Consider the following 22,653-nt stretch of genomic DNA (forward strand, 5'->3'; position numbering starts at 1 on the left):
GGCCGTGTTCCTCCGACGGCCCGTGGCTCGCAAGACGCGCGGCCGACCATGTTCCTTCGACGGCCCGTGGCTCCGCTAGACGCCGGCGGTCACGCGGCCACCGAGGCGTCGGCCCATGCGATCCTGCTGGCGCCGGTCCTCCTCGGTGCGACCGGTCATGACCTCCTCGCGGGTCTCCTCGATCCTGAGGGCGACGCCGATCGCGAAGAAGGTCGGCGCCCACTCGCCGACGAACAGGCCCCAGCGGTCGGCGCGGGCGAGATCCTGCTCGTACTCCTTGGACAGAAGCCACGAAACGAATGACGCGCCGACGGAGACGATGCCGGCCGTGTACATCATGCCGGATCGGATGCCCATTCGGTGGAGTGTCCTGATCATATGCCCCCCTTGATAGCGGCGTCTTGACGCTACTTTCCTACCCTTCGCCATGGCTGGTAACGATAGGCATGGATAAGGAGATATGAGCTAATTCCTATAGACGAGACCTTTTGCCCGTATTGAGTTGATATTTCGGCATAAGAGGGGCTAGGTGCGTACGGTGAACGCGGCGAGCACGTCCAGGCCGTTGAAGACGCCGTCCTCGACCTCGTTGCGCGCGGACACGGAGGTGACGCCGAAGTCTGCGGGGACCAGGGCCAGGTAGATATGCCAGACCAGCCCGCTCGACCCGCTGTGCGCCGGGTTGAGCGACATCGCCGACCAGCAGTGCGCCTGCTCGTCGATCTGGAGCTCCTGCTCGTAGTAGTAACGGCCGTCCCCCGGCTGGTGCTCGGGCGTCGAGTCGTACGAGCGGGGATCGGCCCGCACGATGACGGCGACACGTTTGCCCTCGTCGATGGCCCCCCGATAGCTTCCGGCCAGGTCGATGCGCGGCCGGTCGCCCGCGTCGTCGACCGCGTACGACACCTCGGGGAACACGATGGCGGCGCTCACCTGGCGCACCGCGACGCGCGAAGCCAGCCGCTCGCAGGAGCCCTGGGAGGCGGGCGGGGCCGACGAGGGCGACTTGACCGGAGTCGTGGCGGAATAGCCGATCGCTGAGGCGATGAGCACCGCGGCGGTGCCGATGAGGGCGGGCACCAGAATGCGCGGCCATCCGGACGTCTTTCCATCCCCGTTGTCGACTGTCGCCACTCAGACCTCCGACGGACCAGACGCGTGCCATACGAATATCGACGCCCGCGCCGAGCGCGGGTTCCCCCACTGTGACATGCCATGGGCGCCCGTTCGGCGGTTATCAGGTAAACACCTCGAACGGCAAAGAAGACATATGTTGTTCTCGTCTGAAAGGAACGTTCTTCGGGGTTATCGCGCCATTCCTCCGTTTCCGGGAGCCCCATTCCTCCAGCGGCAGGCGGTTTCGCCGTCCGCCAGGCCACCGACCGGCTCCCCGTCCCGCCCGGCCGACAGGGTTCGCGGCGGGCGTGAATAAGCTGGATCAGGAGGTGAGGCCGTGATGGCTGAGCGATCTCAGGACGCCGCCCTCTCCCCCTCGGAGCAGGCGACCATGCGGAACCTTCTCGGCGCCGACCGCGAGCGCACCATGTCACGCGTCGCCTCGCTGACGCGCGACTGGACCGACATCGTCGAGTCCTCCGCGATGGCGGCCACCGACGACGAGCACGACCCCGAAGGATCCTCGACCGCCTTCGAACGGGCTCACATCCAGTCGCTACTCGACCAGACGGCCACCCATCTCACCGACCTCGACCACGCTCTCGAACGCCTGCGCGACGGCACGTACGGGGTGTGCGAAAGGTGCGGCGGCCCCATCGCCCTCGAACGCCTCAAGGCGCGCCCGGCGGCGAAGACCTGCATCGCCTGCGCGTCCAAGAGACACTGACCCGCGGCTGGCCCTACGAAATTAAATCTATATGATCGGTCGGTCACTTTGTTTGGTAGGGTCGAAGGGTGATCGACGGACGACTCCTGCGCGGGGAGCGCACCCGGCAGGCCGTGCTCGACACCGCGGTCTCGCTGGCCTCGGTGGAGGGCCTTGAGGGCCTGTCCCTCGCGCGGCTCGCGCAGACCCTCGGCGTCAGCAAGTCGGGGCTGTTCGTGCACTGGCCCGACAAAGAGCGGCTGCAGCTCGCGATCGTCGAGCACGCCCGGCAGCAGTGGACCGATCTCATCGTGCGCCCCGCCCTGCGAGCCCCCAAGGCCTTGCCGCGCCTCTGGGCGCTGCACGAGCATCGCCTGGCCTTCTACGAGGCCGGGACACTTCCCGGCGGCTGCTTCTTCGCCGCCGTCGGCGCCGAGCTCGACGACCGGCCGGGCCCTGTGCGCGAGTCCGTCGCCCAGGCCAACGACGACTGGATGCGCCTGCTGACCACGATCGCCGCCCAGGCCGTCGAGCGAGGAGAGCTGCGGGAGGGCACCGACGTCGGGCAGCTCGCCTTCGAGATCCAGGCGCTCGGCGAGGCCGTGGTCGTCCACGCCCACCTTCTGCGCCGCGAGAGCGGCTACGCCTACGCCCGCCGCGCCGTGCTCGACCGGCTCCGCGCGCTCGCGACCGACCCCACCATCCTCCCGGAGGCCTGACATATGACCACCGCCCTTCAGACGGGGCACGTCCAGCCCGTCCAGATCCACTTCGAGGACCTCGACGCGATGGGCGTGGTCCACAACGGCCGGTACGTCCTGCTGCTCGAACGCGCGCTGTCGGCCTACTGGGCCGGGCACGGCTGGCCGTTCGACCCGACCCGGCCGCACTTCGCCGAGGTCTTCTTCGTGGTGCGCGAGTTCGCCATCACCTACCACGTCCCCGTCAACACGGTGGGCGAGGTGGCCGTGCACTTCTGGGTCGAGCGCCTCGGCACGACCAGCGTGGTCTACGGCTTCCGCGTCCTGTCAGGCGACCACACCGTCGTCCACGCGGAAGGCCGGCGCGTACAGGTGAAGATCGACCCGGCGACGCTGCGCCCGAGCCCCATCGGCGTCACCGTACGCGAGGCCATCGTCCCTCTGCTCGGCTCGGCCGGTGGGTGAGCATCTCCTCCGACCTGCGAATCGCGGGGACGAGCACGCTGGTCGGACGCAGTTGGTGTACGGGAGTTCGCCTGCTTCCGCGTCACGGGACGCCACGCGAGTTGATCTATGTCTGGTCTTCTCGTACGGGCTGGAAGGGGACCTGGGCCGTCAGGGCGTAACCGCCCTCGGTCGTGGGGCCTGATTCGAGCCGGCCTCCGGCGAGGGTGATCCGCTCCCACAGGCCGGCCAGCCCGAAGCCCGACTCCAGCACCGGGCAGTCCCGGACGGTCTCCGTCCGGCCCTCCCCTGTGTTCACCACCGAGACGTTGACCACGTCACCGTTGGCCTCGCAGACGACCCGCACCTCCGATCCGGGCGCGTGCTTGCGGACGTTGTTGAGCCCTTCCTGGACCACCCGGAAGCACTCGTGGCCCAGCTGCCGGGACAGGGCGCCCTGCGGGACGTCGAGGTGGAGGTCGATCCGCAGGCCGATGTCCCTCGCCTCCTCCACCAGCTGGGGGATCGCCTCCACCCCTTGCAACGACTGGTAGACCTCCTCGCGCCGGAGCACCGTGAGCAGGCCGCGCAGCTCGGTGAGCGCCTGCACGCCCTTGTCCTCGATGGTGGTGGCCAGCTTGCGGACCTCGGCGTGGTCCTCGGTGTCCTGGATGATCCCCGCATTGAGCACCATGGCGGTGACCGCGTGGGTCACGGTGTCGTGCAGCTCAGCCGCGATCCACCGCCGCTCCTGGGAGGCGGCGTGCTCCTCACGCAACCTGACCCCGGTACGCAGCTCGGCGTTCATGCTGCGGTATTCATGCACCCACGTGCCGACCAGCGCGGGCAGGTACACCAGCGTCAGCGCCCGCACGGTGATCAGGTAAAGGAACTGGTCGGTGTAGGGGTTCACGTAGTCGACGACGATGTAGACGCCCGTCATGGCCATGGCGACCCACCGCCAGCGGCGCACCTTGGCCTCCGCCGTCATCGAGTAGGCGGCGAGGGCCAGCGGCACGGTCGCCCCGACGAGCACGGCGCAGGCGACCGCGCCGACGATCATCGGCCAGGCCGTACGACGACGCAGCAGCATGGTCACGGCCGTGACGGCGCCGACGAGGATCAGCAGCCACTCCGGCGCGCGACCCACCAGCGAGAAGGACTCGCCCATGAGCGTCGTCGGGATCGTGAACGCCAGGACGGCAGCAGCCAGCAGCACGTCCCCGATCTCGCCACGGTGGCGTGCGGTGAACCCAGTCCACTTCCCCCGCATACCACTCATCATGCAACCTTTACCAGCGAAAACACGACTCAGGGTCAGCGGCACCGCCCCGCTTCGTCTACGACAAGATCACCTTCATCCCATGACAGGGCAGAACCTCGACGCGCTCGAACCCGGTGACGGCTCACAGAGACCGGGCGAGCCGGAAGCCGAGATCGTCGATGTTGAAGGCCGGGTGACTCTTGCGGCGGCACGATGCCCGGCATCCTCGGGGCTGATCGTACAAACCTCCGCCGCGGAATACGCGGTACGGGCCGTAGACCCTGGGGTCATAGACATCCCAGCACCACTCCCACACGTTGCCGATCATGTCGTAGAGGCCCCAGGCGTTCGGCGCCTTGGTCGCGACGTCGTGGACCTCGCCGCCGCTGTTCCCCCGGTACCAGGCGATCTCGTCCAGCTCTCCATAGCGGACGCCGGAGGTCCCGGCCCTGCACGCGTACTCCCACTCCGCCTCGGAGGGGAGGCGATAGCCGTCGGCCTCCCAGTCGCAGACCACGTCCTGCCCGTCGGGGTCGTCGCCCATCGAGTAGCAGGGGTTGAGCTCCCTGGCCCGGGAGAGCAGGTTGCAGAACCGAACGGCCTCGATCCAGGAGACCTCGGTCACCGGCGTACGCGGGCCCGCCGCACTCGCGGGCGCCTCACCTCGAACGGCGCGGTACAGCTCGCGGGTCACGGGGCAGGGCGCGAGCCGGAAGGCCGCCACCTCGGCCTCCCAGTTCGTCTTCGTGCCCTCGTCCCGCAGGACGATCTTCCCGGCGGGTATGCCGATCATGCGCTCGGCGATCGCCACGGCGCGTTCGACCGCGGCTCTATCGGCAAAAGCGTTTCAGACATGATGGTCCACTCTTTTTGGAAGACGAAATACGCGGCGTCACTTAATCGCGTTGAGAGAATCCGCCTGTGGGGCGGTACAAAGGTACGAGCTGCGCGTCAGTCGCGACAACAGGAGGAAGCGGCCGGATCACAGGCGGAGCAGACCATCATGGTCGCCACCTTCCTGTCCATCGCCCGGCTCCTGACTACCTCGTATTCAGGCGGTCGTGATATTCACGCCTGACCGTGATTTTCCGAAATGACGGTAGCAGATGTGGCATCGCAGGTTCAAGATCGGCATCATGTCCCAAGCGTCAGCGGGTGCGAGGCGACCGGCCGGCAGGAGAAGAATTCGCGGGTACGCCGTTCGGTGGCGAGCCCCTCGCTCGGCGAGGGGCTCACCGGGGCCGGCCGTGTGTCAGGCCGTCAGGAACTTGAGGATCCGCTGGTTCACCTCCTCGGGCTGCTCCAGGAACGGGAAGTGGCCCACCCCTTCCAGTAGGGCGCCGTCCGAGCCCGGGGGCAGCACGTCGACGATGTCGGCGAGTGTCGCCGCGTCGACCACGGGGTCCTCACTGCCGTGCAGGTAGAGCGTCGGCTGCGAGGGAAGCTCGGCCAATACGGCTCCCATCTCCCACTTGTCGGTTCCGAATGTCACCGAGTTGAAGTTGTCGCGATAGAGCCCGAGACCTGAACGCAGGTTGGCCGGTGCCCTCAGGCTGTCCTTCCCGGCCTTCCGGTCCTCGGTGGAGTCGAAGCCCGGGACGGACCCACTCCAGTGTTCCCAGAGCCAGTCGAGATAGGCGAAGTCGTTCACGGGCACGATCTGATCCGCGATGGCCATCTGGAAGAAGTAGAAGTGGCTGTTCTTGTGGATCTGAACGGGGTCCGTGGCCTTGCGGTCGTAGAACCGGACCGGCGGGACGTCGGCCACCACGACCTTTGACCAGCGTTCAGGCGCGTGGGCCGCGGCACCCCAGGTGGAGAAGCCGCCCCAGTCATGTCCGATGATGACCGCGTCCGTGTCACCGCCCAGTTCCTCGTGCAGGCTGTTGGCATCGGCGATCAGGTCGGCGATACGCATGCTGCCGTCCGGCGGGATCTGGGTCGGGGCGAAGCCGCGCATGGCGGGGGCGATGGCCCGGTAACCCGCCTCCGCGAGGACGGGCATCAGGTGCCGGTACATGCTCGGGGCCTCCGGAAAACCGTGCAGCAGCAGTGCCAGCGGTCCCTCGCCCTCCTCCAGATAGGCGAAGTCGATCCCGTTGGCGGTAACGCGCTTTTGTTGCATGTCTCTGCTCCTCACTTCGAGGCGTCTGTAACGAACGTTCTACCCAACATAACACGCGCCTGTAGCGAACGTTCCAACCAGTACTGTGGTGAGATGAACGACATGACACGGCAGGCTCAGGTAGTCCGGCCGGCCGCCTCTCTCGGCACCCGCGAGCGCATCGTCCGGACAACCTCACGGCTGATGCAGCGACAAGGCTACGAAGGAACCGGGATCAAGCAGATCTCCCGAGAGGCCGGCGTCGCGCTCAGCTCGGTCTACCACTTCTTCCCCAGCGGGAAGCAGGAACTGGCCGTCGAGGCGGTCCGCCACGCCGATCAGGAGTTCGCCGACATCCTGCGCGAAGCGCTGGCCGGCGAGGATGATCCGGCTGACGCGATGATCGCGTGCACCCGGATACTCGCCACGCACCTGCGCGACTCCGGCTGGCTCGACGGTTGCCCGATCACGGCCACCGCCCTGGAAACGTCTGGGCGTGTCCCGGAGATCCAGCAGGCCGTCACCGAGTCCTTCGAGCACTGGCGAGGCCTGGTCACCGACCATCTGCGCCACACGAACATCGCCGAGAACGACGTCCTCGACCTAGCCCACACAGTGATCAACACCCTTGAGGGCGCGGAGCTCGCCGCACAGGTTTCGAGAAGCGATGAGCCACTGGAGATCGCCGGCCGACACCTCGCCCGGCTGATCAACTCTTACATTGACGGGGTCAGTGGGTGAAGGAGCTCATTCAGGTCAGGAATTTGGGGGCGATGTCGCCGATCGCCGCATCCAGGATTTCCAGGCCCAGGTCCAGCTCGGCGGCGGTGGAGGTGAGCGGCGGCGCGATCCGGAACACCCCGCCCATGCCGGGGAGCTGGACCACGTTCATGTGCAGGCCGAGTTCCAGGCAGCGCCGGGTGACCGCCGCGCCCAGCTCGTCCGAGCCCTCCTTGGTCTCGCGGTCCAGGACCAGCTCCAAACCGACCAACAGGCCGCGGCCGCGGACGTCGCCGATCACCTCGTGCCGCTCCGCCATCGCGATCAGGCCCTGTCGCAGGCGCGCGCCCAGTTCCGCGGCCCGCCGGTCCAGCTGGTCGCGTTCCAGGACGTCCAGGACGGTGTTGCCGACCGCGGCGACCAGCGGATCAGAGACGTGCGTGGTGAAGAAAAGGAATCCACGGTCGTGCGCGGCCTGCTCGATCTCCTCGCTGGTGACCACCGCGGCCAGCGGTAGCCCGGCGCCGAGCGTCTTGGACAGCGTGATGATGTCCGGTACAACACCGTCGCGCTGGAACGCGTACCAGTCGCCGGTGCGGCACAGGCCGGTCTGCGCCTCGTCCAGGATCAGCAGCATGCCGCGCTCGCGGCATTTGTCGCGCAGGGCGGCCAGGTAGCCGGGCGGCAGATCGAGCACGCCGCCCGAGCTGAGGATCGGTTCGACGATGCACGCGGCCAGGCTCCCCACAGACTGCGCGTCGATCAGGTCGAAGGAGAAGGCCAGCTGCCGCCGCCAGTCCAGCTCGCCGCCGGCGGTGGTGAAATCCGGCCGGTACGGGTTCGGGGTGGGGATCGCGAGGTTGCCGGGCACGGCCGGACCGTACCCCTTTCTGCCGGAGCTGTACGTGGCGTTCACGGCCGCCTGCGTCATCCCGTGCCAGGAACGGGTGAACGAGACGATCTCGTGCCTGCCGGTGACCAGCTTGGCCATCCGGATCGCCGCCTCGTTCGCCTCCGCGCCGGTGGTGAGCAGCAGCACCTTGCTCAGGGGATCGGGCAGCGAGTCGGCGAGTCGGCGGGCCAGGTCGACCACCGGACGGCTGAGCATGCCGCTGAACAGGTGGTCGAGGGTGGCGGACTGACGCTGGACGGTGGCGACGATGTCGGGATGCGAGTGCCCGAGGATCGCGCTCATCTGCCCGGAGGTGAAGTCGAGGATGCGACGACCACCAGAGGTGATGACGAAGCTGCCCTCAGCCCGTTCGATGATCTCCGATACGAAGCCGCCGGCGCCGGAGTAGCGGACGAGGTGGCGGTCGGCGTCTGACCAGAAGGTGTCACTCATGCGTTCACGGTAGGTAGACGCCGAGCGTCACGTCCATCTCAGAAAAGTGCCGCTACTGTTCAGCCACGCCGTACAGTCTCGGCATGACGCTGAATCCTTGGCGGCTGCGCCTGCTCGCCGACCTGGAGGTGCTCGGCACGGTCCGGGCCGTGGCGCAGGCCGGCAACCTGAGCCCGTCCGCAGTGTCCCAGCAGCTCGGCGTGCTGGAACGGGAGACCGGCACAGCACTGCTGGAGCGCACCGGGCGGCGGGTCCGCCTGACCGCGGCCGGGGTGCTGCTGGCCAAGCGCGCTCGGGGGATCCTGGCCGCGATGGACGCCGCGGAGGCGGAGTTGCGTGGGCTGGGCGACGAACCGGCCGGTACGGTCACGTTGGCGATGTTCCAGAGCGCGGTGCACGCCTTCGCCGTGCCGGCCGTCGCACGTCTCGAGGCCCGATATCCGGACGTCGCGGTGGTGCTGCAGGAGCTGGAGCCACACGAGAGCATGCAGGCCCTGCGGCGCGGCGACGTGGACATCATCATCACGACCCCCGACTTCGTCGGCGCGGAACTCGACCCGGGCATCGACCTCGTGCCGATAGCCGAGGACACGATCGTGGTGGTGCTGCCCGCCTGCCACCCGTTGGCGGCGCACGAGACCATCGACTTGGCGGCCTGCGCGGACCAGCGGTGGGCGTTCGACGTGACCGGCTCGTACATGTCCGACCTGGCGACCCGGCTGTGCCGGGAGGCGGGTTTCGAACCGATGGTCATGTGCCGGTTCAACAACTACATGATCGCGTTACAGCACGTGGAGGCGGGCCTGTCGGTCGCGCTGCTGCCGAGCCTGGCGGTGGAGCCGCGCTTCGACGTGGTCACCCGGGAGTTGCGGGCACCGGTGCCCCGGCGGATCACCGCGGCGGTACGCCGGCCGCGGGCGTCCCAGCCGGCGGTCAACGCAGTGCTCCACGAGCTGCGAGCCGCTCACGGCCGTTAGTCCGACGTGTCCGGCCGTCGGCTGCGGGGGCGCGCGGCGACCTGGATCTGGGTGAGGCCTCGGCGCTTGCGCGTCTCGGTGAGCCGCCATCCTTGGGAATCTTGGCGCAACCGCCGAACCTTGTCCTCCTGACGATCACGGCGCGGCCGCTCGGGCGCTCGCCTGGGCATGCTGTTCGTCGGTCATGCCGCTGGTGGTGCCGGGGTAGTCCTGGTGCAGATCGTGCCGGTCGTCAGCCCACACCTGGTAGTCCCGGCGCGCGTCCTGCTCGTCCTGGCCGGTCGCCGTGGCCACCTGCTGCCAGGTCACGCCCGCCTGGAGCGCCCGGTCGACGTGGGCGGGGTTCCGGATGCTCCTCGCGATGGAACTCCCCCAGTACCAACAGTTCGACATGCTCGCCTGCGGTCAGCGGCGGGTACTTGCCGGCGTCACCGTGGCGGCTGGGGTGGTAATCGTCCCGGGATTTCAACGTGGCGATCGCCTGCACGTGCAGGTCACGGTCGGACAGTTCGTGCCAGCGCTCCAGCCGTGTTGAGATCGGGACGTCAGACAGCTCATGTGGGCTGGTGGGCCTGCCGGGGAGGGGCTTGATCATCTTGTCTCTCCTGCGAAAAGTGATCAGCTCAACGCCCACCGTTAAGCGCTTTGCTGGGAGTTGCCCCGATTCGACAGACACGTCAGGGCTTTGGGCTACGCGGCAGCATAGTCGTCTTCTTGGATGGCTCTTAGTGTCTGCCGTCCCGCAATAGAGAGACACCCACGAGCTTCGCCCCGCCCTGGGTTTCGCGATCGAGGAAGGCGAAGAATGCCGCAAATGCGCAGATCAGCGGTTGAACGACAAGCTCAAAGCCAATGCCATGTGATCTGCGCCTGGTTGGCGGCGTCGGCTAGCCACTGATCGAAGGCTGCCTCACCCGCGGCCTCCAGGGTGCCTGCGTCCTCTACGGCCTCCTCCCGTTTGAGGATCAAGCCCGTCAGGAAGCGTCCTTCGAAGGGAACCGGTCCAACGCTGCCTCCGGCCGGTACCTCTCGCAGGGGTGAGGGCAGATCGCCGGACCATCCCCGAGTCTTGGTCAGTCGTAGCTCCCACCGGTCGCTGAGAGAGCCGTGGAGTTCGGCGGCGTCGATCGCATCCTCCGACAGCACCCAGGCCGCCCATACCCGCGCGAACTGGTCGCGATGACGGGCCAGATGCCCGGGGCCCAGTTCATCACGCATCCGGGTGCGAAACTTGTGATCTCTGGCACTCGTGGCCATGTGGTCATGGAACGTTTCGGCGCTCAGATCCATCCGTTCCAGCCACTTCAGCATCGCGTCGCGGCTGGTAAGGCCGCGCCGCTTCCGGAAGCCGTCCGCGGCCGCCTGGATGTCTTCCAGGGTGACCTGCTCGGCGGCGGCGGCGTTGCGCAGGACGCAGCTCCGCACCAACTCCTCCTGCGGCGACTGCCCGGGGCGCGTGAGCGAACGGAGCATGAGCATCGCCTCGGACATGGAGATGTGCCGCCCGTCGACGGTCACCAGATTACTGGCCGCCCAATGGGTCGAATGATCAACGAGCCAGGACGCTCCGTCGTCCACCTGCACGCCGAGCATGATCGTGCCGCCCGAAGGGTCGTCGATCAGCAGGTCGTAGTCGACGACCGGCGAACCGGGACGCGGGCTGGTCACGAGCTGGGCGGCCAACGAAGGGTGCGACTCGGCCCAGGCGGCGGCGGTGCGATGTGCGTCCTCCACCGCGGAACGCCGGCGGGTCAGCCCGCGCAGCAGGCTCACGCCGCTTTCGAGGGCCGGGCCGAGGGGAGAGTCAGTCATTGCGCGTCCGTTTCTCCGGCCATGAGCCAGTCGGCGATGGCGTCGCTGATGGGCAGGCCGGTCAAATCTTCGATCCAGGCCCACTGGCCGTTCGGGTTGATCTCGAGAAACACGTACTCCCCGTCGGGGGTCAGGATGAGATCGATCGCCCCGAACGACAAGCCGAGCGCGGCGACCAGGTCCACGCACCGGCGGGCGACGTCGTCGGGAAGGTTGTGCACGCTGTGGCGGGCGCGTTGGAAGTCATAGTGACGCCAGTCGTCGCGCGTGCGCGGAGAATCCTGCGAGGCGATCTCGGCGGCGAAGACCTGCCGCCCGACCACGGTGACCCGCAACTCCACGGCCTTGGGCACATACGGCTGCAAGATGGCCGGCTCGTGGGCTATCCGGTTGCGGCCCACAAGAGCCCTTCGGTCCACGACGGTGGTGTACACGGCATGCACCGCGCCGTCGATCTGGAACAGGGTGTGCTCCATCTGTTTCGCGATGAGCCTGCCATCCGCCCGCTCATATGCGAGGACCAGCTCGGACGGATCGTTGGTGACCACGGTCCGCGGCACGGCGAAGCCCAGTTTCTGGGCCAGGGCCAGGTGGATCAGCTTGTTGTGCGCCCTGCGCAGCACCGGCTGCCTGCCCGGCAACCATCGCGCGTCCAGCAGATCCCAGAAGCCTTCGAGAAACCACGCCGAGAGTTCCGCCACGCGATCCCGCTGATCGGCGGCTGTGACGCTTTCCGCGGCGCGAGGCTGCCCGGGGCGTCTGTTCCACACGGCCGTCGTCTCGGAAAGGTCGACGGCACGCCCGCCTCCGGCCAGGGCGAGTTCGGGGCCGTCGGCTTCGAATCGGACGGTCAGTTGGGTGGCGGCCGGATACTCGCTGGGATCCCACCAGAGAACTTCCGCGCCCCGGGCTTTCAGCTTGGGCAGGACCAGTTCCACGGTGGCGTCGCCGGGTTCACTAAGGATCAGTAGCATGTAGCCTCCTCAGCCGCGTGGGAGGAGCGTGCGCTCCTCCCACGCGGCCCCGATTGTTCTTAGTAGTCGGAGACCCAGTCGGTGGCCGGGTGTCCACCCGTGCTGTAGCAGCGCGACATCATGCCACCGGCGACGAGGAAGAGGTCGGCCTCATCGATCGCCGTCGGCTCGTTGCTGAGATCGTCCAGACTCACGATCTTCTTGTTCATGTTCTTTCCTTCCTTCACAGTGAGCCGCGCGCCCCGCCCGGGAAGGTGCGGAGACGTCTTCAGCTCGTGGCTGAAGCACACCACCCGGCGCTTGAAATCGACTTGGCCATGGCTTGCCGATCCCTTGTGCTGTCCGGGGTGTTCACGAGTACGTGTGACCTGCGCGAAAGAAGGATGGTTCTAGATCGCTTCCCGCAATTGGACTGATCGTTTCCCGCTCGAGAGCCATCGATGGTCGGGGCGGTTCGGGGAAGTTGAGAAATGGGGGCTGGCGCCGGGCAACTGGCCACGGTGATCCGCGTGACCGAGCCTTCCTACCTCACCGCTCTCCGGGCCTCCTACGACACCGTCGCCGTGGAAAGGAATCATGAAGTGTCATCTGACGCCCGTCACTGGCTCGCGGTCACACGTTCCAGGTGACCGGGAGGCTCTTCACCCCGTAGATGTCCGCGGTCTCCGGGCGCAGGCCGACCTCTTCAGCCGGTACGGCCAGGCGCAGCGCGGGGAAGCGGTTGACCAGCGCGGGGAAGGCGACCCGCATCTCGACGCGGGCCAGCTGCTGACCCAGGCACTGGTGGATGCCGTGGCCGAAGGCCAGGTGCCCGCCGTCCTGCCTCCGGAGGTCGAGCATGTGGGGATCGGCGAAGCGCTCGGGGTCGCGGTTGGCGGTGTTGTACGACAGGATGACCGTCGTACCGGCCTCGATGGTCTGGCCGCCCAGCTCGACGTCCTGCAGCGCCGTCCTCATGAACGTCTTGGCGACGCTCAGATACCGCAGCAGCTCCTCCACGGCCCGGTCGGCGAGCGCGGGATCGGCGCGCAGCGCGGCGAGCTGCGCCGGGTTGCGCAGCAGGGCGAAGGTGCCCAGCGCCAGCATGTTCGCGGTGGTGTCGAGCCCGGCCGCCAGGAGGATCAGGGCGACACCCCTCAGCTCCTCGTCGGTCAGGTCGCTGTCAGTGAGGTCGCTGAGCACGTCGTCGGTGGGGTTCGCGCGTTTGGCGGCCACGAGCTCCGCGAGGTAGTGCTGGGTCGCGGTGTAGGCCGCTATCTGGTCCTCGTCGCTTGCCTCCCCGCTGAGGAACGAGTCGACCTGCTCCTGGAAGGAGCCCCGGTCCTGGTACGGCACCCCCAGCAGCTCACACATCACGATGGCGGGGATGGGCTTGGCGAACGCGGTCACCAGGTCCGCCGGCGGCCCGGCCTTCTCCATGGCGTCCAGGTGGTCGGCGGTGATCTGCTCGACGCGCTCGGTGAGCAGTCGCATCCGCCGTACGGTGAACTTGCCCACCAGCGGTTTCCGATAGCGCCCGTGCTGTGGCTCGTCCATGAGCAGGAACTCGCCGGGCGGCGCCGGAGGGACCTCCATGCCGGTGATGTCGATGGACGGGTGGAGCATGAGCTCCTTGCGCGAGCTGAACCGCGAGTCGGCCAGGACCGACCTGACCAGGTCGTATCCGGTGATCAGCCAGCCGGGTTTTCCGCCGGGGAAGGTGTAGCGGCTGATCGGGCCGTGCTCGCGGGCCTGGATCAGCTCCTTGGGCGGGTCAAAGGGACAGCCGGGCTGACGCGCGGCCGGCAGCGTTGTGACGGTGTGTTCCATGGTCGTTCCTCTCATCGGCCTAGGTTCCAAGCGAACTGCCCGGCGACCCCGATCGCCGGGCGCACCGCCTTGGTTTCCGTGGCCACGTCGTGCCCGGCGACGACCACCTTCCCGGCGTCGGGGGTCAGCAGCGTGGTCAACACGTTCACCGTCGTGGCTTAGCGGGTGGACTCGCGGTTGAACAGCTTCTTCGACCAGAGGTAGCCGCCGAGCGCGATGACGACGCACCAGCCGACCGCGATGACGGCGTTGTTCCCGATCGGCGTGCCCATCAGCAGGCCGCGCAGGGTCTCGATGAGCGGCGTGAACGGCTGGTACTCGGCGAACCAGCGCAGCACGGTGGGCATCGAGTCGGTCGGGACGAACCCGCTGCCCAGGAACGGGAGCAGCACCAGCGGCATACCGACGTTGCTCGACGACTCGACGGTCTTGCTGGCCAGGCCGAACGCGACCGACAGCCAGATGAAGGCGAAGGCCATCATCACCAGGACACCGATGAGGGCGAGCCAGTCGCCGAGCCCCGCCGACGGCCGGAAGCCGATGAGCAGCGCGACGCCGATGACCGCCGCGATGCTGAGCATCGTCTGGATGAGGCTGCCGATGACGTGTCCGGTTAGGACGGACACGCGGGCGATGGCCATGGTGCGGAACCGGTCGACGATGCCCTCGGTCATGTCCATGGCGATCGAGATGGTGGTGCCCTGGACCGCGGCGGTGATCGTCATCAGGATGATCGCGGGGGTGACGTAGTTGACGTACTCCGCACGTCCGCCGGAGACGCCGCCGAGCCCGGCGCCGAGCGTGCCGCCGAAGACATAGACGAACAGCAGCAGGAGGACGATCGGCATGCCGATGAGCTGCAGTGTCATGGACGGGTAGCGCACCATGCGCTTGAGGTTGCGGCGAAGCATCGTCGCCGAGTCGGTCAGGGCGTACGACACAGTGCTCATCGTGCGGTCACCTTCTCCTTGTTGCCGGTGAGAGCGAGGAAGACGTCGTCGAGGTCGGGGGTGTGCACGCTCAGCGAGTCGACCTCGACCGCGTTCTGGTCAAGCCGGTCGAGCAGCGCCTTCAGCGACCTGAGGCTGCCGTCGTGCGGTACGCGCAGGGCGAGCGTGTCGCTGTCGCGGGACACCTGGCCCACGGCGCGCGCGGCGGATTCGAGGTCGCGCTCGTCGGCGAACCGCAGCAGGACGTGGCCGCCGGGAATGCGCCGCTTGAGCTCGTCCGCGGTGCCCTCGGCGACGATCTTCCCGTGGTCGAGCACCGCGATCCGGTCGGCGAGCTCGTCGGCCTCCTCCAGGTGCTGGGTGGTGAGGAGGATGGTGACGCCACCCGCCACGAGTTCCCGCACGATCTGCCACATGGCGCGGCGACTGCGCGGGTCCAGCCCGGTGGTCGGCTCGTCGAGGAAGATCACCTGCGGTGAGCCGACCAGCGTCATCGCGAGGTCGAGCCGCCGCCGCATCCCGCCGGAGTAGGTCGCCGCCGTCTTCTTGGCTGCGTCGATGAGGTCGAACTGTTCGAGCAGCTGGGCGGTCCTGCGCCTGCCCGCCTTCCGGCCGAGGTGGTGCAGATCCGCCATCAGGGTCAGGTTCTCCTGACCGGTCAGCAGGTTGTCGACCGCCGAGAACTGGCCGGTGACGCCGATCGCGGCACGCACCGCGTCCGGCTCGGCGGACAGGTCGTGACCCGCGATCCGCGCGCTGCCCCCGTCGGCGCGGATCAGGGTGGACAAGATCTTGACTGTGGTGGTCTTGCCGGCGCCGTTGGCGCCGAGCAACGAGAAGACGGTGCCACGCGGGACGTTCAGGTCGACGCCGTCGAGCACGACGTGGTCGCCGTACGACCGGCGCAGTCCGGTCGCCGTGATCGCAGATTGGGATGGCATGGTCATGAGAACCCCTTCGAGATCTGGTCAGGAACGGCGGACGGTGATGTCGCCGAACGACGTGTGCGCGCGGACTTCGACGGTCTGCTCGGACTTCTCCGGTGCTTCGCTGAAACCGTCCAGCGAGTTCTCCACCCGCCCGTGCGAGGTGTTCAGGTCGAGCCATGCGGCGGTGCCGGCGGCGACACCGATTTCGAGGTGGCCGGTCGAGGTGTGCAGCGTGACGGTGTCGCGCGTGACCTGGCCGACGCGAATGGTTCCGTTGTAGGTCTTGGCTTCCACCATGGCGTCGGCCCGGTCGACGGAGATGTCGCCGTTGGCCGAGCGCACCCGCAGTTCGCCGGTGACGGTGCCGATGTCGGTGTTGCCGTTGGAGTTCTTGATGACGGCGGTGCCGCCGATCTCGCCGATGTGCACGCGCCCGGTGCCGGTGGAGACATCGGCGTTGCCCGCGACCGTTTCGACGGTGATGTCGCCACCGGAGGTGCCCAGTCGAAGCGATCCGGTCCGGTCGAGGCGGAAATGCCCGACCGACGCCTTGAGCCGGCACTCCCCCAGCGTGCCGACGCCGCGCAGGTCCGCTACCGACAGGTCCGCGTGCACGTCCGAGCCGGTGGGAATTTCGATCAGCACGTCGACCGACCTGGTCTTCTTGGAGAAGTCGAGCATGCGGGCCTTCGGCCCACGGACCGTCAACGTGCCGTTGGCGTACTCGACGCGTGTCTTCTGCGCGGCGTCCACGTCGGACTCGTCGGACTCGTCGCTCGGCCGCACCTCGACGACGGTGTCGGTCCGGTCGCTCGCGATGATCTGCACGTCACCGACGGAGAGCTCGATCGTGGCGGAAATCGGTTCAGGCGTGGCGAAAACCGGCATGGCTATCCCCTCAGAATGAGTCAGAAGAACATCCCCGCTGGTAGGAGATGTACGAAGAAAGTAGTTCTGGGTGTCGGCGTGGGCTAGCGAGCCCAGCCGGTGTAACGCTGCGCGCTGCGCTTGCCGCGCCGGTCGGAGCCGGGGTCGCGCTCCGGGGCACGCAGCGCGGTCGAGGCGGCCCGCACCAGCCAGGCGTTGAGCGAGCGACCTTCCTTGCCCGCCGCCTCCTCGATCGCGGCCTTGAGCTGTTCCGGGAGGCGGACGTTGATCCGTGCCAATGGGCCGTCCTCGAAGCTCGCCGCGGCGTCATCAGCCGACACCGCGCCCAGATCCGGGGTGTCCTCGAGTGGCTGCTCCACCTGCCGAGCCGTCACGACGAAGTTCGGGTCACGTCCACGCAGGTGCACCTGGACCGAACCGGGAGCCAGGTCTCGGGTGATCTCGTCGGCAGCCGCCGACAACGCCTCGAGCAGGGTGAGCCGGATCGCCGACTCCATCGACACGGTCAACCGCTCGATCAGCACACTGGCGTCAGGATCACCGGTCTCGACGGCGGTCAGCAACTCGCGACCGAGGGAGGCCACATACGGGGTCAGGTCCATGGCATCACTATGGCACACCGTGATGCCATCAGCAAGCCATATTGGCTCAGATTGGCATCACTCTGGCTCAGGCGCGATGTTCAGCCGATCACGACACGACAGACCGACTCCGGAACTCGCACGTCAGAGGGTGCGCTGATTTCGCGCGTCCGCAGCGATCCATCACCGTCGGCGCCGTCTCCACAGCCGCCCGACGCGCCCCTCAGAGCTCGCTAAGCGATGAAACGGCGAATCCCGCCCGATCAAGCCGATCGGACGGGATCTCGTCAACCGCTCTTGAGCTGACTCAAGAACGGCCCTGGGTGGAGCGTTCACGAGTAGGGCCGGCCTGGGACACAGGAGGAATCAGGAAGATCGCTTCCCGGAATTCCTGTGATCATTTCCCGGGGTTGTGAGGTGTCGAGGTCGTTAGGGTGCCCGCCGTGAGGCTTCTTGATTTTTCGCCGTCTTCTTTCACTGGTCGACAGCATCAAGGGCGCCTGCTTCGCTTCGTGCTCTACGCCGGCGCCTTGACGGCCGAGCCCGCCGCGGCCCGCTCCCGCGTGACGCGGCGGCGCCGGGTCGGCAGCCCGAGCATCGGGTTGGCGACGCCCCAGGCGGCGCCCTTGCAGACCAGCTCCTTGTAGACGGCGGCGAGCCGTCCGGTCAGAACCGCCCGCACGGCGCGGTCGTCGGCGGTGACGTACTGGATCAAGCCCTCCTTGCGGCCCAGTGAGATGCACTGGTTGAAGTAGCGGATCGGCGCGTTCGGGAGCTTCCCGCCGGTCAGGCGCGCCGCGATCGCGTCGGCGGCCTGCCACGCGGTCGGAATTCCCGAGGCGCACGACATCCGCAGCGGTTTGTCCCCGGGGCCCATCACCATGGCCACGTCGCCGACGGCGTATACGTCCGGGTGCGAGACCGAGCGCATGGTCCCGTCGACCACGATCTGGCCGGTGCCGGTGACCTCCAGGCCGGTCGCCTTCGCGATCGGGTGGACCGCGAAGCCAGTGGTCCACACGGTGACCGCGGCCGGGATGGCCTTGCCGTCGGCGGTGACGACGCGCTCGACTTCGACGCCGGTGACGGCGGTGCGGTCATGCACGGTGATCCCGAGCTTGCCGAAGGCCTTCCGCAGATGCTCGCGGCCCTTATGCGAGAGCCAGTCCCCGAGGTCGCCGCGGGCGGCGAGGGCGACGTCGAGGTCTGGGCGGGCCTCGGCGATCTCGGTCGCGGTCTCCAGGCCGGTGAGGCCGCCGCCGACGACGACCACCGCCTGCCCGGCGCCGAGGCGGGCCAGGCGCTCGCGCAGCCGAAGTGCTCCAGGGCGACTGGCGATCTCATAGGCGTGCTCGGCGGTCCCAGGGACACCTTGGGCGTTCCAGCCGCTGCCGAGGGCGTAGACGAGCGTGTCGTAGGCGAGTTCTTCAGCGCCGTTCGCGTCGACGACGGCGACGGTCTTGCAGTCGACGTCGACGCCGGTGACCTTCGCGAGCCTCGGTTCGACGCCGGTGCCCGCGAACATCTCGCTGAACGGCCGGGGCTTGAGGTCCTGGCCGGCCGCCAGCTGATGCATGCGGACGCGTTCGACGAAGTCGGGTTCGGCATTGACGAGGGTGATGGCGACGTCCTCGCGGCGGAATCGTTTGGCGAGGCGGCCGGCAGCGATGGCTCCGGTGTATCCGGCTCCCAGGACGATGATGCGGTGCTGCATTTCCTTGCTCCTGTCTTGCGCAGGTTTGCCACTTGAACCGGGCGGCCCGCCGTTTCCTGACAGGAACGCGATGTGAAGCACCTCACATACTGGTTAGAAAGCGTTGCACAGGACCTCCCCATGGTCGGCCGCCGCCCAGCGCGCGGTCGCGCGTTCGAGCTTGCCGGGGTTGACCTGGCTGCGGAACGCGGCGATGCCCTCGGCGGTGACCTCCAGGCACATGACGCCGACGACCCGGCCGTCCACGACGGCCACGACGGCGGGGTCACCGTTGGCGGTCCAGGCGTAGACCTCGGGCGCGCCGCCGACCATGGCGCGTTTGGCCTTGCCGGGTTTGAACAGGCCCCGCAGGAACCTCGCGACCGCGACAGCGCCCTCGAACGCCTTGGCGCGGGCCGGGACCCTCCCGCCACCATCTCCGATCGAGATGGCGTCCTTTGTGAGCAGGCGCACGAGCGGCTCCGTCTGACCGCTGGTGGCGGCCGCCAGGAACTCCTCGACGATCCGCCAAGCGGTGGCCTCGTCGATTTCGGTTCGGGCCTTGCCGCCTGCGACGTGCTTCTTGGCGCGGTGGAAGATCTGTTGACTGGCGGCCTCGGTGATGTCGAGAATCACGGCGATCTCCCGGTGCGAGTAGGCGAAGGCCTCCCGCAGCACGTACACCGCCCGCTCGTTGGGGGAGAGGCGCTCCATGAGGGTGAGGATCGCGTACGAGACCGATTCGCGCTGCTCGGCGGTTTCGGCGGGGCCGAGCATCGGATCCCCGGCGAGCAGCGGCTCGGGAAGCCATTGGCCCACATAGGTCTCGCGGCGCGCCCGCGCGGAGGTGAGCTGGTTGAGGCACAGGTTGGTGAGGACCTTCGTCAGCCAAGCCTCGAGGACCTCGATGCGGTCGACGTCGGCGGCCTGCCAGCGCAGGAATGTCTCCTGCACGGCGTCCTCGGCCTCGCCGGCGGAGCCGAGGAGGCGGTAGGCGATGGCCTCCAGGCGCGGCCTAGAGGCCTCGAACCGGTCGATGTCGTTCGCGGCCAGGGGCATGGCCCGATCCTAAATCGCGCGGCGCGAATCGGCCGCCGCCGCAATGGGGCCCTTCGCCGTTCGAGGCACTAAGGGTGGTCGATCGCCAGGTCCGCGAGCCGTGGGTTGACTCCGGGAAACGAGCCGTCGCCGAACAGGATCCGCGCCGCCAAGGCACGACCGGCACGACCGCGTAGCACTGTCACCGCCGCCTCTGCCGCAGCAGGGGATCGGATGCCGGCGAACACGCGGCGCAGCAACAGTCGGCCTCGGAACCGGGTCCGCAACGCGTTCCCGTCGTACCGGCTCAGCATGCGTTGGTCGCCAGTACGCAGGTACCCGGCGGTGACCGCCGCGGCCAGTTCGGACATGCGTAAGCAAGGGTCCAACCCACCGGCCGTCAGCGGCGACACCGCGCCCGCCGCGTCTCCGACGAGCAGTCCGGCGGGGCACGCCAACCGTCGCAGCACACCGCCGACCGGGATCGGACCACCTCGGCGCTCGACCGGCCCAGCCGGCGGTGTACTGCCGGGCGCATCCGCGGCGAAGGCGTCCAGCAGGTGGCGGATGCCGGTGCGCATCGCGTTCGGATATCCCGCGACGCCAACATGCGCACGCCGGCCGTCGTCGATGACCCATCCCAGGTACCCCGGAGCGATCCGGGGGTCCAGCACGCAGTGGAACGCCGGGGTGGTCGTGCCCGACGCGATCGGGTAGACGATCTCGGCACCGACGAGGAAGCGCCGGTTGACATCAAGGCCGAGATCACGGGCCACTCGGGAGCGGGCGCCGTCCGCGCCGACGATGAACCGGGCCGTCACCGGTTCCGCACTCGCGAACCGCACAAAACCCATCGACGCGTCGACATACCGTACGCCCAAGAGGACCCGTGCCCCGGCCGACTCCGCCGCGCGGTGCGCATGCTCGTAGACGGCCGCCATGTCGGCCACGCGATACTCGTCCCGGTCGCGGGTAGGTTCCCCGTGGCCGGGTGTCTGCGCCGGTTGTTGTACCAGGCGATCCAGCGGAAGATCTCGGTGCGAGCCTGGGCCTCGTCGCTCCAGCGGCGCTTGTTCCTGCCGTGCAGCAGTTCACGCTTGAGGGTGGCGTTGAACGCCTCGGCCAGGGCGTTGTCCAGGCATGTCCCGGTCCTGCCGCTCGATCGGCGGATCCCGTTCGCCTCGCAGAGCCTGGCGAACTCGGCCGACATGTACTGCTTGGGTTCAAGGGGTCGTCGCAACACTGCCTTGTTGGAGCGATAGTAGGTGATCGTTGAGGGCTTCGGTTGGGGTTCTCCAGCCGAGGGTCTTGCGGGGTCGGGTGTTGAGGGTTGCGGCGATGGCGTCCAGGTCGCTTGGAGTGTGCCGGGTGAGGTCGGTGCCTTTGGGGAAGTACTGGCGGAGCAGGCCGTTGGTGTTCTCGTTGGTGCCGCGCTGCCAGGGGCTGTGCGGGTCGGCGAAGTAGATCGCCAGGCCTGTGTCGATGCGCAGTTGGGCGTGTTGGGCCATCTCCGCCCCTTGGTCCCAGGTCAGTGACTTGCGGAGCTGGTGGGGCAGCGTCGTGATCGTGACGGCGATGGCATCGCGGACGGCTTGGGCGCCGTGCCCGGCCAGAGCCGGGCCGTTCTTGGTGCGGGGGCCGCCGTGTCCGTCCATGGGCGGTAGGTGCAGCAGCATGGTGACCCTGGTGGTGCGCTCGACCAGGGTGCCGATCGCGGAGCTGTTCACGCCGAGGATGAGGTCCCCTTCCCAGTGCCCTGGCACGGCGCGGTCCTCGGCCTCGGCGGGCCGCCGGCTGATCATCACCTCTTCGGTGACGAATTTCCTGCCGCGCTGGCGGGCTCGAGCACGGGGGACGCGCATCGCACGTCCGGTGCGCAGGCACGCGGTCAGTTCGCGGCGCAACGCCCCGCGGCCCTGGATATACAGGGCCTGGTAGATCGCCTCATGTGAGATCCGCATCGTCTCGTCCTCGGGGAAGTCCACTCCAAGCCTGCCCGCGATCTGCTCTGGGCTCCAGCAGGTCGCCCAGCGCCGGTCTTGGCGGCGCCCGTGACGCCGTCCGATCCAGCGCACCTGCGGGCCGGGAACGGGCGTCCCGCAAGCTGCGGTGACCGTGCCGGCGAGCCTGTCTTGAACGTAGTTGCGCAGCCGGTCGTTCGCGGCGAGTTTGGCGACCTTGGGGCGCCGGGCGCGCCGGTCGGCATGCCACTGCGCGGTCGAGGCCCGGTAGTCCAGGCGGCCGCCGCGGGTGGCGGCGTTACGCCGCAACTCACGTGAGATCGTGGACGGGGAGCGGACCACCTTACGGGCGATGTCTCGCACCCCGCACCCTTGGGCGCGCAGCAACGCGATCTCCTCACGCTCGGCGAACGACAGATACCGCCCCGACGGCGGGGCGAGGCTGATCGGCGGCATCCCGCCACCCTGACGGAACCACCGAGGCCCCAGCGGTGCCGACACGCCGCACGCGAGCGCGGCGTCCTCGCTGGACAGCCCTTCAGCGATCTTCCGCCAGAAACGCTGCTGCTCTTCTCGCCGGTTGGCCGGAGGCCGTCCGGGAGACCGCATCGGCGCACGACCAGCCCGATAAGCGGCCCGCA

25 protein-coding genes and 1 pseudogene are annotated in these 22,653 nt (G+C 68.2%); 5 read left to right on the top strand and 21 right to left on the bottom strand.

Going from position 1 to position 22,653, the window contains the following annotated elements; translation table 11 throughout:
- Positions 1-75: 75 nt before the first annotated feature.
- Positions 76-357, bottom strand: coding sequence for a hypothetical protein (locus OG589_RS32655; RefSeq protein ID WP_405141902.1), 282 nt, complete (start codon positions 355-357; stop codon positions 76-78).
- A 168-nt stretch (positions 358-525) separates the two neighbouring features.
- Positions 526-1,134, bottom strand: a complete 609-nt coding sequence (locus OG589_RS32660) for a hypothetical protein (protein WP_405141904.1) — start codon at positions 1,132-1,134, stop codon at positions 526-528.
- A gap of 322 nt (positions 1,135-1,456) precedes the next feature.
- On the opposite strand from OG589_RS32660, the gene OG589_RS32665 reads away from it, so the two are divergent.
- The 3 genes from OG589_RS32665 to OG589_RS32675 all read left to right on the top strand — a co-directional run bounded on the left by OG589_RS32665 (position 1,457) and on the right by OG589_RS32675 (position 2,988).
- The gene (locus OG589_RS32665; RefSeq protein ID WP_405141906.1) at positions 1,457-1,843 is read left to right on the top strand and encodes a TraR/DksA family transcriptional regulator; all 387 of its coding nucleotides are present in this window, start codon (positions 1,457-1,459) and stop codon (positions 1,841-1,843) included.
- 68 nt (positions 1,844-1,911) lie between these two features.
- Complete coding sequence (locus OG589_RS32670) at positions 1,912-2,541, top strand: TetR/AcrR family transcriptional regulator (RefSeq protein WP_405141908.1); 630 nt, start codon at positions 1,912-1,914, stop codon at positions 2,539-2,541.
- Positions 2,542-2,544: 3 nt separating this feature from the next.
- A complete protein-coding gene (locus tag OG589_RS32675) occupies positions 2,545-2,988 on the top strand; it encodes an acyl-CoA thioesterase (protein ID WP_405141909.1) in 444 nt (147 codons plus the stop codon).
- A 106-nt stretch (positions 2,989-3,094) separates the two neighbouring features.
- Here OG589_RS32675 and OG589_RS32680 read toward each other — a convergent pair whose 3' ends face one another.
- The 3 genes from OG589_RS32680 to OG589_RS32690 all read right to left on the bottom strand — a co-directional run bounded on the left by OG589_RS32680 (position 3,095) and on the right by OG589_RS32690 (position 6,356).
- Positions 3,095-4,240, bottom strand: coding sequence for a sensor histidine kinase (locus tag OG589_RS32680; RefSeq protein ID WP_405141911.1), 1,146 nt, complete (start codon positions 4,238-4,240; stop codon positions 3,095-3,097).
- 133 nt (positions 4,241-4,373) lie between these two features.
- Positions 4,374-5,024, bottom strand: a complete 651-nt coding sequence (locus OG589_RS32685) for a formylglycine-generating enzyme family protein (RefSeq protein WP_405152179.1) — start codon at positions 5,022-5,024, stop codon at positions 4,374-4,376.
- Between the two features lie 459 nt (positions 5,025-5,483).
- The gene (locus tag OG589_RS32690) at positions 5,484-6,356 is read right to left on the bottom strand and encodes an alpha/beta fold hydrolase (protein WP_405141913.1); all 873 of its coding nucleotides are present in this window, start codon (positions 6,354-6,356) and stop codon (positions 5,484-5,486) included.
- A 93-nt stretch (positions 6,357-6,449) separates the two neighbouring features.
- Here OG589_RS32690 and OG589_RS32695 point away from each other — a divergent pair, with 93 nt between their 5' ends.
- Positions 6,450-7,076, top strand: coding sequence for a TetR/AcrR family transcriptional regulator (locus OG589_RS32695; protein WP_405141915.1), 627 nt, complete (start codon positions 6,450-6,452; stop codon positions 7,074-7,076).
- A gap of 10 nt (positions 7,077-7,086) precedes the next feature.
- Here the strand turns inward: OG589_RS32695 and OG589_RS32700 are convergent, their stop codons facing one another.
- Entirely contained in the window at positions 7,087-8,400 is a 1,314-nt protein-coding gene (locus tag OG589_RS32700) for an aspartate aminotransferase family protein (RefSeq protein WP_405141917.1), read from the bottom strand.
- An 83-nt stretch (positions 8,401-8,483) separates the two neighbouring features.
- Here OG589_RS32700 and OG589_RS32705 point away from each other — a divergent pair, with 83 nt between their 5' ends.
- Entirely contained in the window at positions 8,484-9,377 is an 894-nt protein-coding gene (locus tag OG589_RS32705) for a LysR family transcriptional regulator (RefSeq protein ID WP_405141919.1), read from the top strand.
- Positions 9,378-9,512: 135 nt separating this feature from the next.
- Here the strand turns inward: OG589_RS32705 and OG589_RS32710 are convergent, their stop codons facing one another.
- The 15 genes and pseudogenes from OG589_RS32710 to OG589_RS32780 form a co-directional block, all read right to left on the bottom strand.
- A complete protein-coding gene (locus OG589_RS32710; RefSeq protein ID WP_405141921.1) occupies positions 9,513-9,770 on the bottom strand; it encodes a hypothetical protein in 258 nt (85 codons plus the stop codon).
- 450 nt (positions 9,771-10,220) lie between these two features.
- The gene (locus OG589_RS32715; protein ID WP_405141923.1) at positions 10,221-11,150 is read right to left on the bottom strand and encodes a TIGR04500 family putative peptide maturation system protein; all 930 of its coding nucleotides are present in this window, start codon (positions 11,148-11,150) and stop codon (positions 10,221-10,223) included.
- Between the two features lie 35 nt (positions 11,151-11,185).
- Complete coding sequence (locus tag OG589_RS32720) at positions 11,186-12,163, bottom strand: MvdC/MvdD family ATP grasp protein (RefSeq protein ID WP_405141925.1); 978 nt, start codon at positions 12,161-12,163, stop codon at positions 11,186-11,188.
- A 59-nt stretch (positions 12,164-12,222) separates the two neighbouring features.
- Positions 12,223-12,372, bottom strand: a complete 150-nt coding sequence (locus OG589_RS32725; RefSeq protein WP_358555124.1) for a hypothetical protein — start codon at positions 12,370-12,372, stop codon at positions 12,223-12,225.
- A 403-nt stretch (positions 12,373-12,775) separates the two neighbouring features.
- Entirely contained in the window at positions 12,776-13,972 is a 1,197-nt protein-coding gene (locus tag OG589_RS32730; RefSeq protein ID WP_405141927.1) for a cytochrome P450, read from the bottom strand.
- Positions 13,973-13,983: 11 nt separating this feature from the next.
- Positions 13,984-14,121, bottom strand: coding sequence for a hypothetical protein (locus tag OG589_RS32735; protein WP_405141929.1), 138 nt, complete (start codon positions 14,119-14,121; stop codon positions 13,984-13,986).
- A gap of 9 nt (positions 14,122-14,130) precedes the next feature.
- Positions 14,131-14,922: an ABC transporter permease gene (locus OG589_RS32740; protein ID WP_405141931.1), complete on the bottom strand. Its 792-nt coding sequence runs from the start codon at positions 14,920-14,922 to the stop codon at positions 14,131-14,133.
- The gene (locus OG589_RS32745) at positions 14,919-15,869 is read right to left on the bottom strand and encodes an ATP-binding cassette domain-containing protein (protein WP_405141933.1); all 951 of its coding nucleotides are present in this window, start codon (positions 15,867-15,869) and stop codon (positions 14,919-14,921) included. Before OG589_RS32745 ends, OG589_RS32740 begins: the two co-directional genes overlap by 4 nt.
- Positions 15,870-15,890: 21 nt before the next feature.
- Positions 15,891-16,739 (bottom strand): DUF4097 family beta strand repeat-containing protein, encoded by an 849-nt coding sequence (locus tag OG589_RS32750; protein WP_405141935.1) that lies wholly within the window; start codon positions 16,737-16,739, stop codon positions 15,891-15,893.
- Positions 16,740-16,822: 83 nt separating this feature from the next.
- Entirely contained in the window at positions 16,823-17,341 is a 519-nt protein-coding gene (locus OG589_RS32755; RefSeq protein WP_405141937.1) for a toxin-antitoxin system HicB family antitoxin, read from the bottom strand.
- 496 nt (positions 17,342-17,837) lie between these two features.
- Complete coding sequence (locus OG589_RS32760; RefSeq protein ID WP_405141938.1) at positions 17,838-19,034, bottom strand: NAD(P)/FAD-dependent oxidoreductase; 1,197 nt, start codon at positions 19,032-19,034, stop codon at positions 17,838-17,840.
- Positions 19,035-19,127: 93 nt separating this feature from the next.
- Positions 19,128-20,072, bottom strand: coding sequence for an RNA polymerase sigma factor SigJ (gene sigJ / locus OG589_RS32765; protein WP_405141940.1), 945 nt, complete (start codon positions 20,070-20,072; stop codon positions 19,128-19,130).
- 68 nt (positions 20,073-20,140) lie between these two features.
- The gene (locus OG589_RS32770; RefSeq protein ID WP_405152255.1) at positions 20,141-21,001 is read right to left on the bottom strand and encodes an FAD-binding monooxygenase; all 861 of its coding nucleotides are present in this window, start codon (positions 20,999-21,001) and stop codon (positions 20,141-20,143) included.
- A 53-nt stretch (positions 21,002-21,054) separates the two neighbouring features.
- A pseudogene (locus tag OG589_RS32775) lies at positions 21,055-21,261 on the bottom strand (integrase core domain-containing protein); the annotation flags it as partial.
- 13 nt (positions 21,262-21,274) lie between these two features.
- On the bottom strand, positions 21,275-22,621 hold the full coding sequence (locus tag OG589_RS32780; RefSeq protein ID WP_405141941.1) for an IS30 family transposase: 1,347 nt from the start codon (positions 22,619-22,621) through the stop codon (positions 21,275-21,277).
- Positions 22,622-22,653 lie beyond the last annotated feature (32 nt).

The organism is Sphaerisporangium sp. NBC_01403, assembly GCF_045040145.1.
Lineage (GTDB): Bacteria > Actinomycetota > Actinomycetes > Streptosporangiales > Streptosporangiaceae > Sphaerisporangium > Sphaerisporangium viridialbum.

What these genes read in the sequence shown, in the direction of transcription:
- OG589_RS32665 (WP_405141906.1), top strand. Translation starts at nt 1,457, where the DNA reads ATGGCTGAGCGATCTCAGGACGCCGCCCTCTCCCCCTCGGAGCAGGCG.
- OG589_RS32675 (WP_405141909.1), top strand. Translation starts at nt 2,545, where the DNA reads ATGACCACCGCCCTTCAGACGGGGCACGTCCAGCCCGTCCAGATCCAC.
- OG589_RS32720 (WP_405141925.1), bottom strand. Translation starts at nt 12,163, where the DNA reads ATGCTACTGATCCTTAGTGAACCCGGCGACGCCACCGTGGAACTGGTC.
- OG589_RS32700 (WP_405141917.1), bottom strand. Translation starts at nt 8,400, where the DNA reads ATGAGTGACACCTTCTGGTCAGACGCCGACCGCCACCTCGTCCGCTAC.
- OG589_RS32750 (WP_405141935.1), bottom strand. Translation starts at nt 16,739, where the DNA reads ATGCCGGTTTTCGCCACGCCTGAACCGATTTCCGCCACGATCGAGCTC.
- OG589_RS32690 (WP_405141913.1), bottom strand. Translation starts at nt 6,356, where the DNA reads ATGCAACAAAAGCGCGTTACCGCCAACGGGATCGACTTCGCCTATCTG.
- OG589_RS32760 (WP_405141938.1), bottom strand. Translation starts at nt 19,034, where the DNA reads ATGCAGCACCGCATCATCGTCCTGGGAGCCGGATACACCGGAGCCATC.
- OG589_RS32695 (WP_405141915.1), top strand. Translation starts at nt 6,450, where the DNA reads ATGAACGACATGACACGGCAGGCTCAGGTAGTCCGGCCGGCCGCCTCT.
- OG589_RS32755 (WP_405141937.1), bottom strand. Translation starts at nt 17,341, where the DNA reads ATGGACCTGACCCCGTATGTGGCCTCCCTCGGTCGCGAGTTGCTGACC.
- OG589_RS32725 (WP_358555124.1), bottom strand. Translation starts at nt 12,372, where the DNA reads ATGAACAAGAAGATCGTGAGTCTGGACGATCTCAGCAACGAGCCGACG.
- OG589_RS32730 (WP_405141927.1), bottom strand. Translation starts at nt 13,972, where the DNA reads ATGGAACACACCGTCACAACGCTGCCGGCCGCGCGTCAGCCCGGCTGT.
- OG589_RS32680 (WP_405141911.1), bottom strand. Translation starts at nt 4,240, where the DNA reads ATGCGGGGGAAGTGGACTGGGTTCACCGCACGCCACCGTGGCGAGATC.
- OG589_RS32705 (WP_405141919.1), top strand. Translation starts at nt 8,484, where the DNA reads ATGACGCTGAATCCTTGGCGGCTGCGCCTGCTCGCCGACCTGGAGGTG.
- OG589_RS32780 (WP_405141941.1), bottom strand. Translation starts at nt 22,621, where the DNA reads ATGCGGTCTCCCGGACGGCCTCCGGCCAACCGGCGAGAAGAGCAGCAG.
- sigJ (WP_405141940.1), bottom strand. Translation starts at nt 20,072, where the DNA reads ATGCCCCTGGCCGCGAACGACATCGACCGGTTCGAGGCCTCTAGGCCG.
- OG589_RS32710 (WP_405141921.1), bottom strand. Translation starts at nt 9,770, where the DNA reads ATGTCGAACTGTTGGTACTGGGGGAGTTCCATCGCGAGGAGCATCCGG.
- OG589_RS32685 (WP_405152179.1), bottom strand. Translation starts at nt 5,024, where the DNA reads ATGATCGGCATACCCGCCGGGAAGATCGTCCTGCGGGACGAGGGCACG.
- OG589_RS32740 (WP_405141931.1), bottom strand. Translation starts at nt 14,922, where the DNA reads ATGAGCACTGTGTCGTACGCCCTGACCGACTCGGCGACGATGCTTCGC.
- OG589_RS32745 (WP_405141933.1), bottom strand. Translation starts at nt 15,869, where the DNA reads ATGACCATGCCATCCCAATCTGCGATCACGGCGACCGGACTGCGCCGG.
- OG589_RS32655 (WP_405141902.1), bottom strand. Translation starts at nt 357, where the DNA reads ATGGGCATCCGATCCGGCATGATGTACACGGCCGGCATCGTCTCCGTC.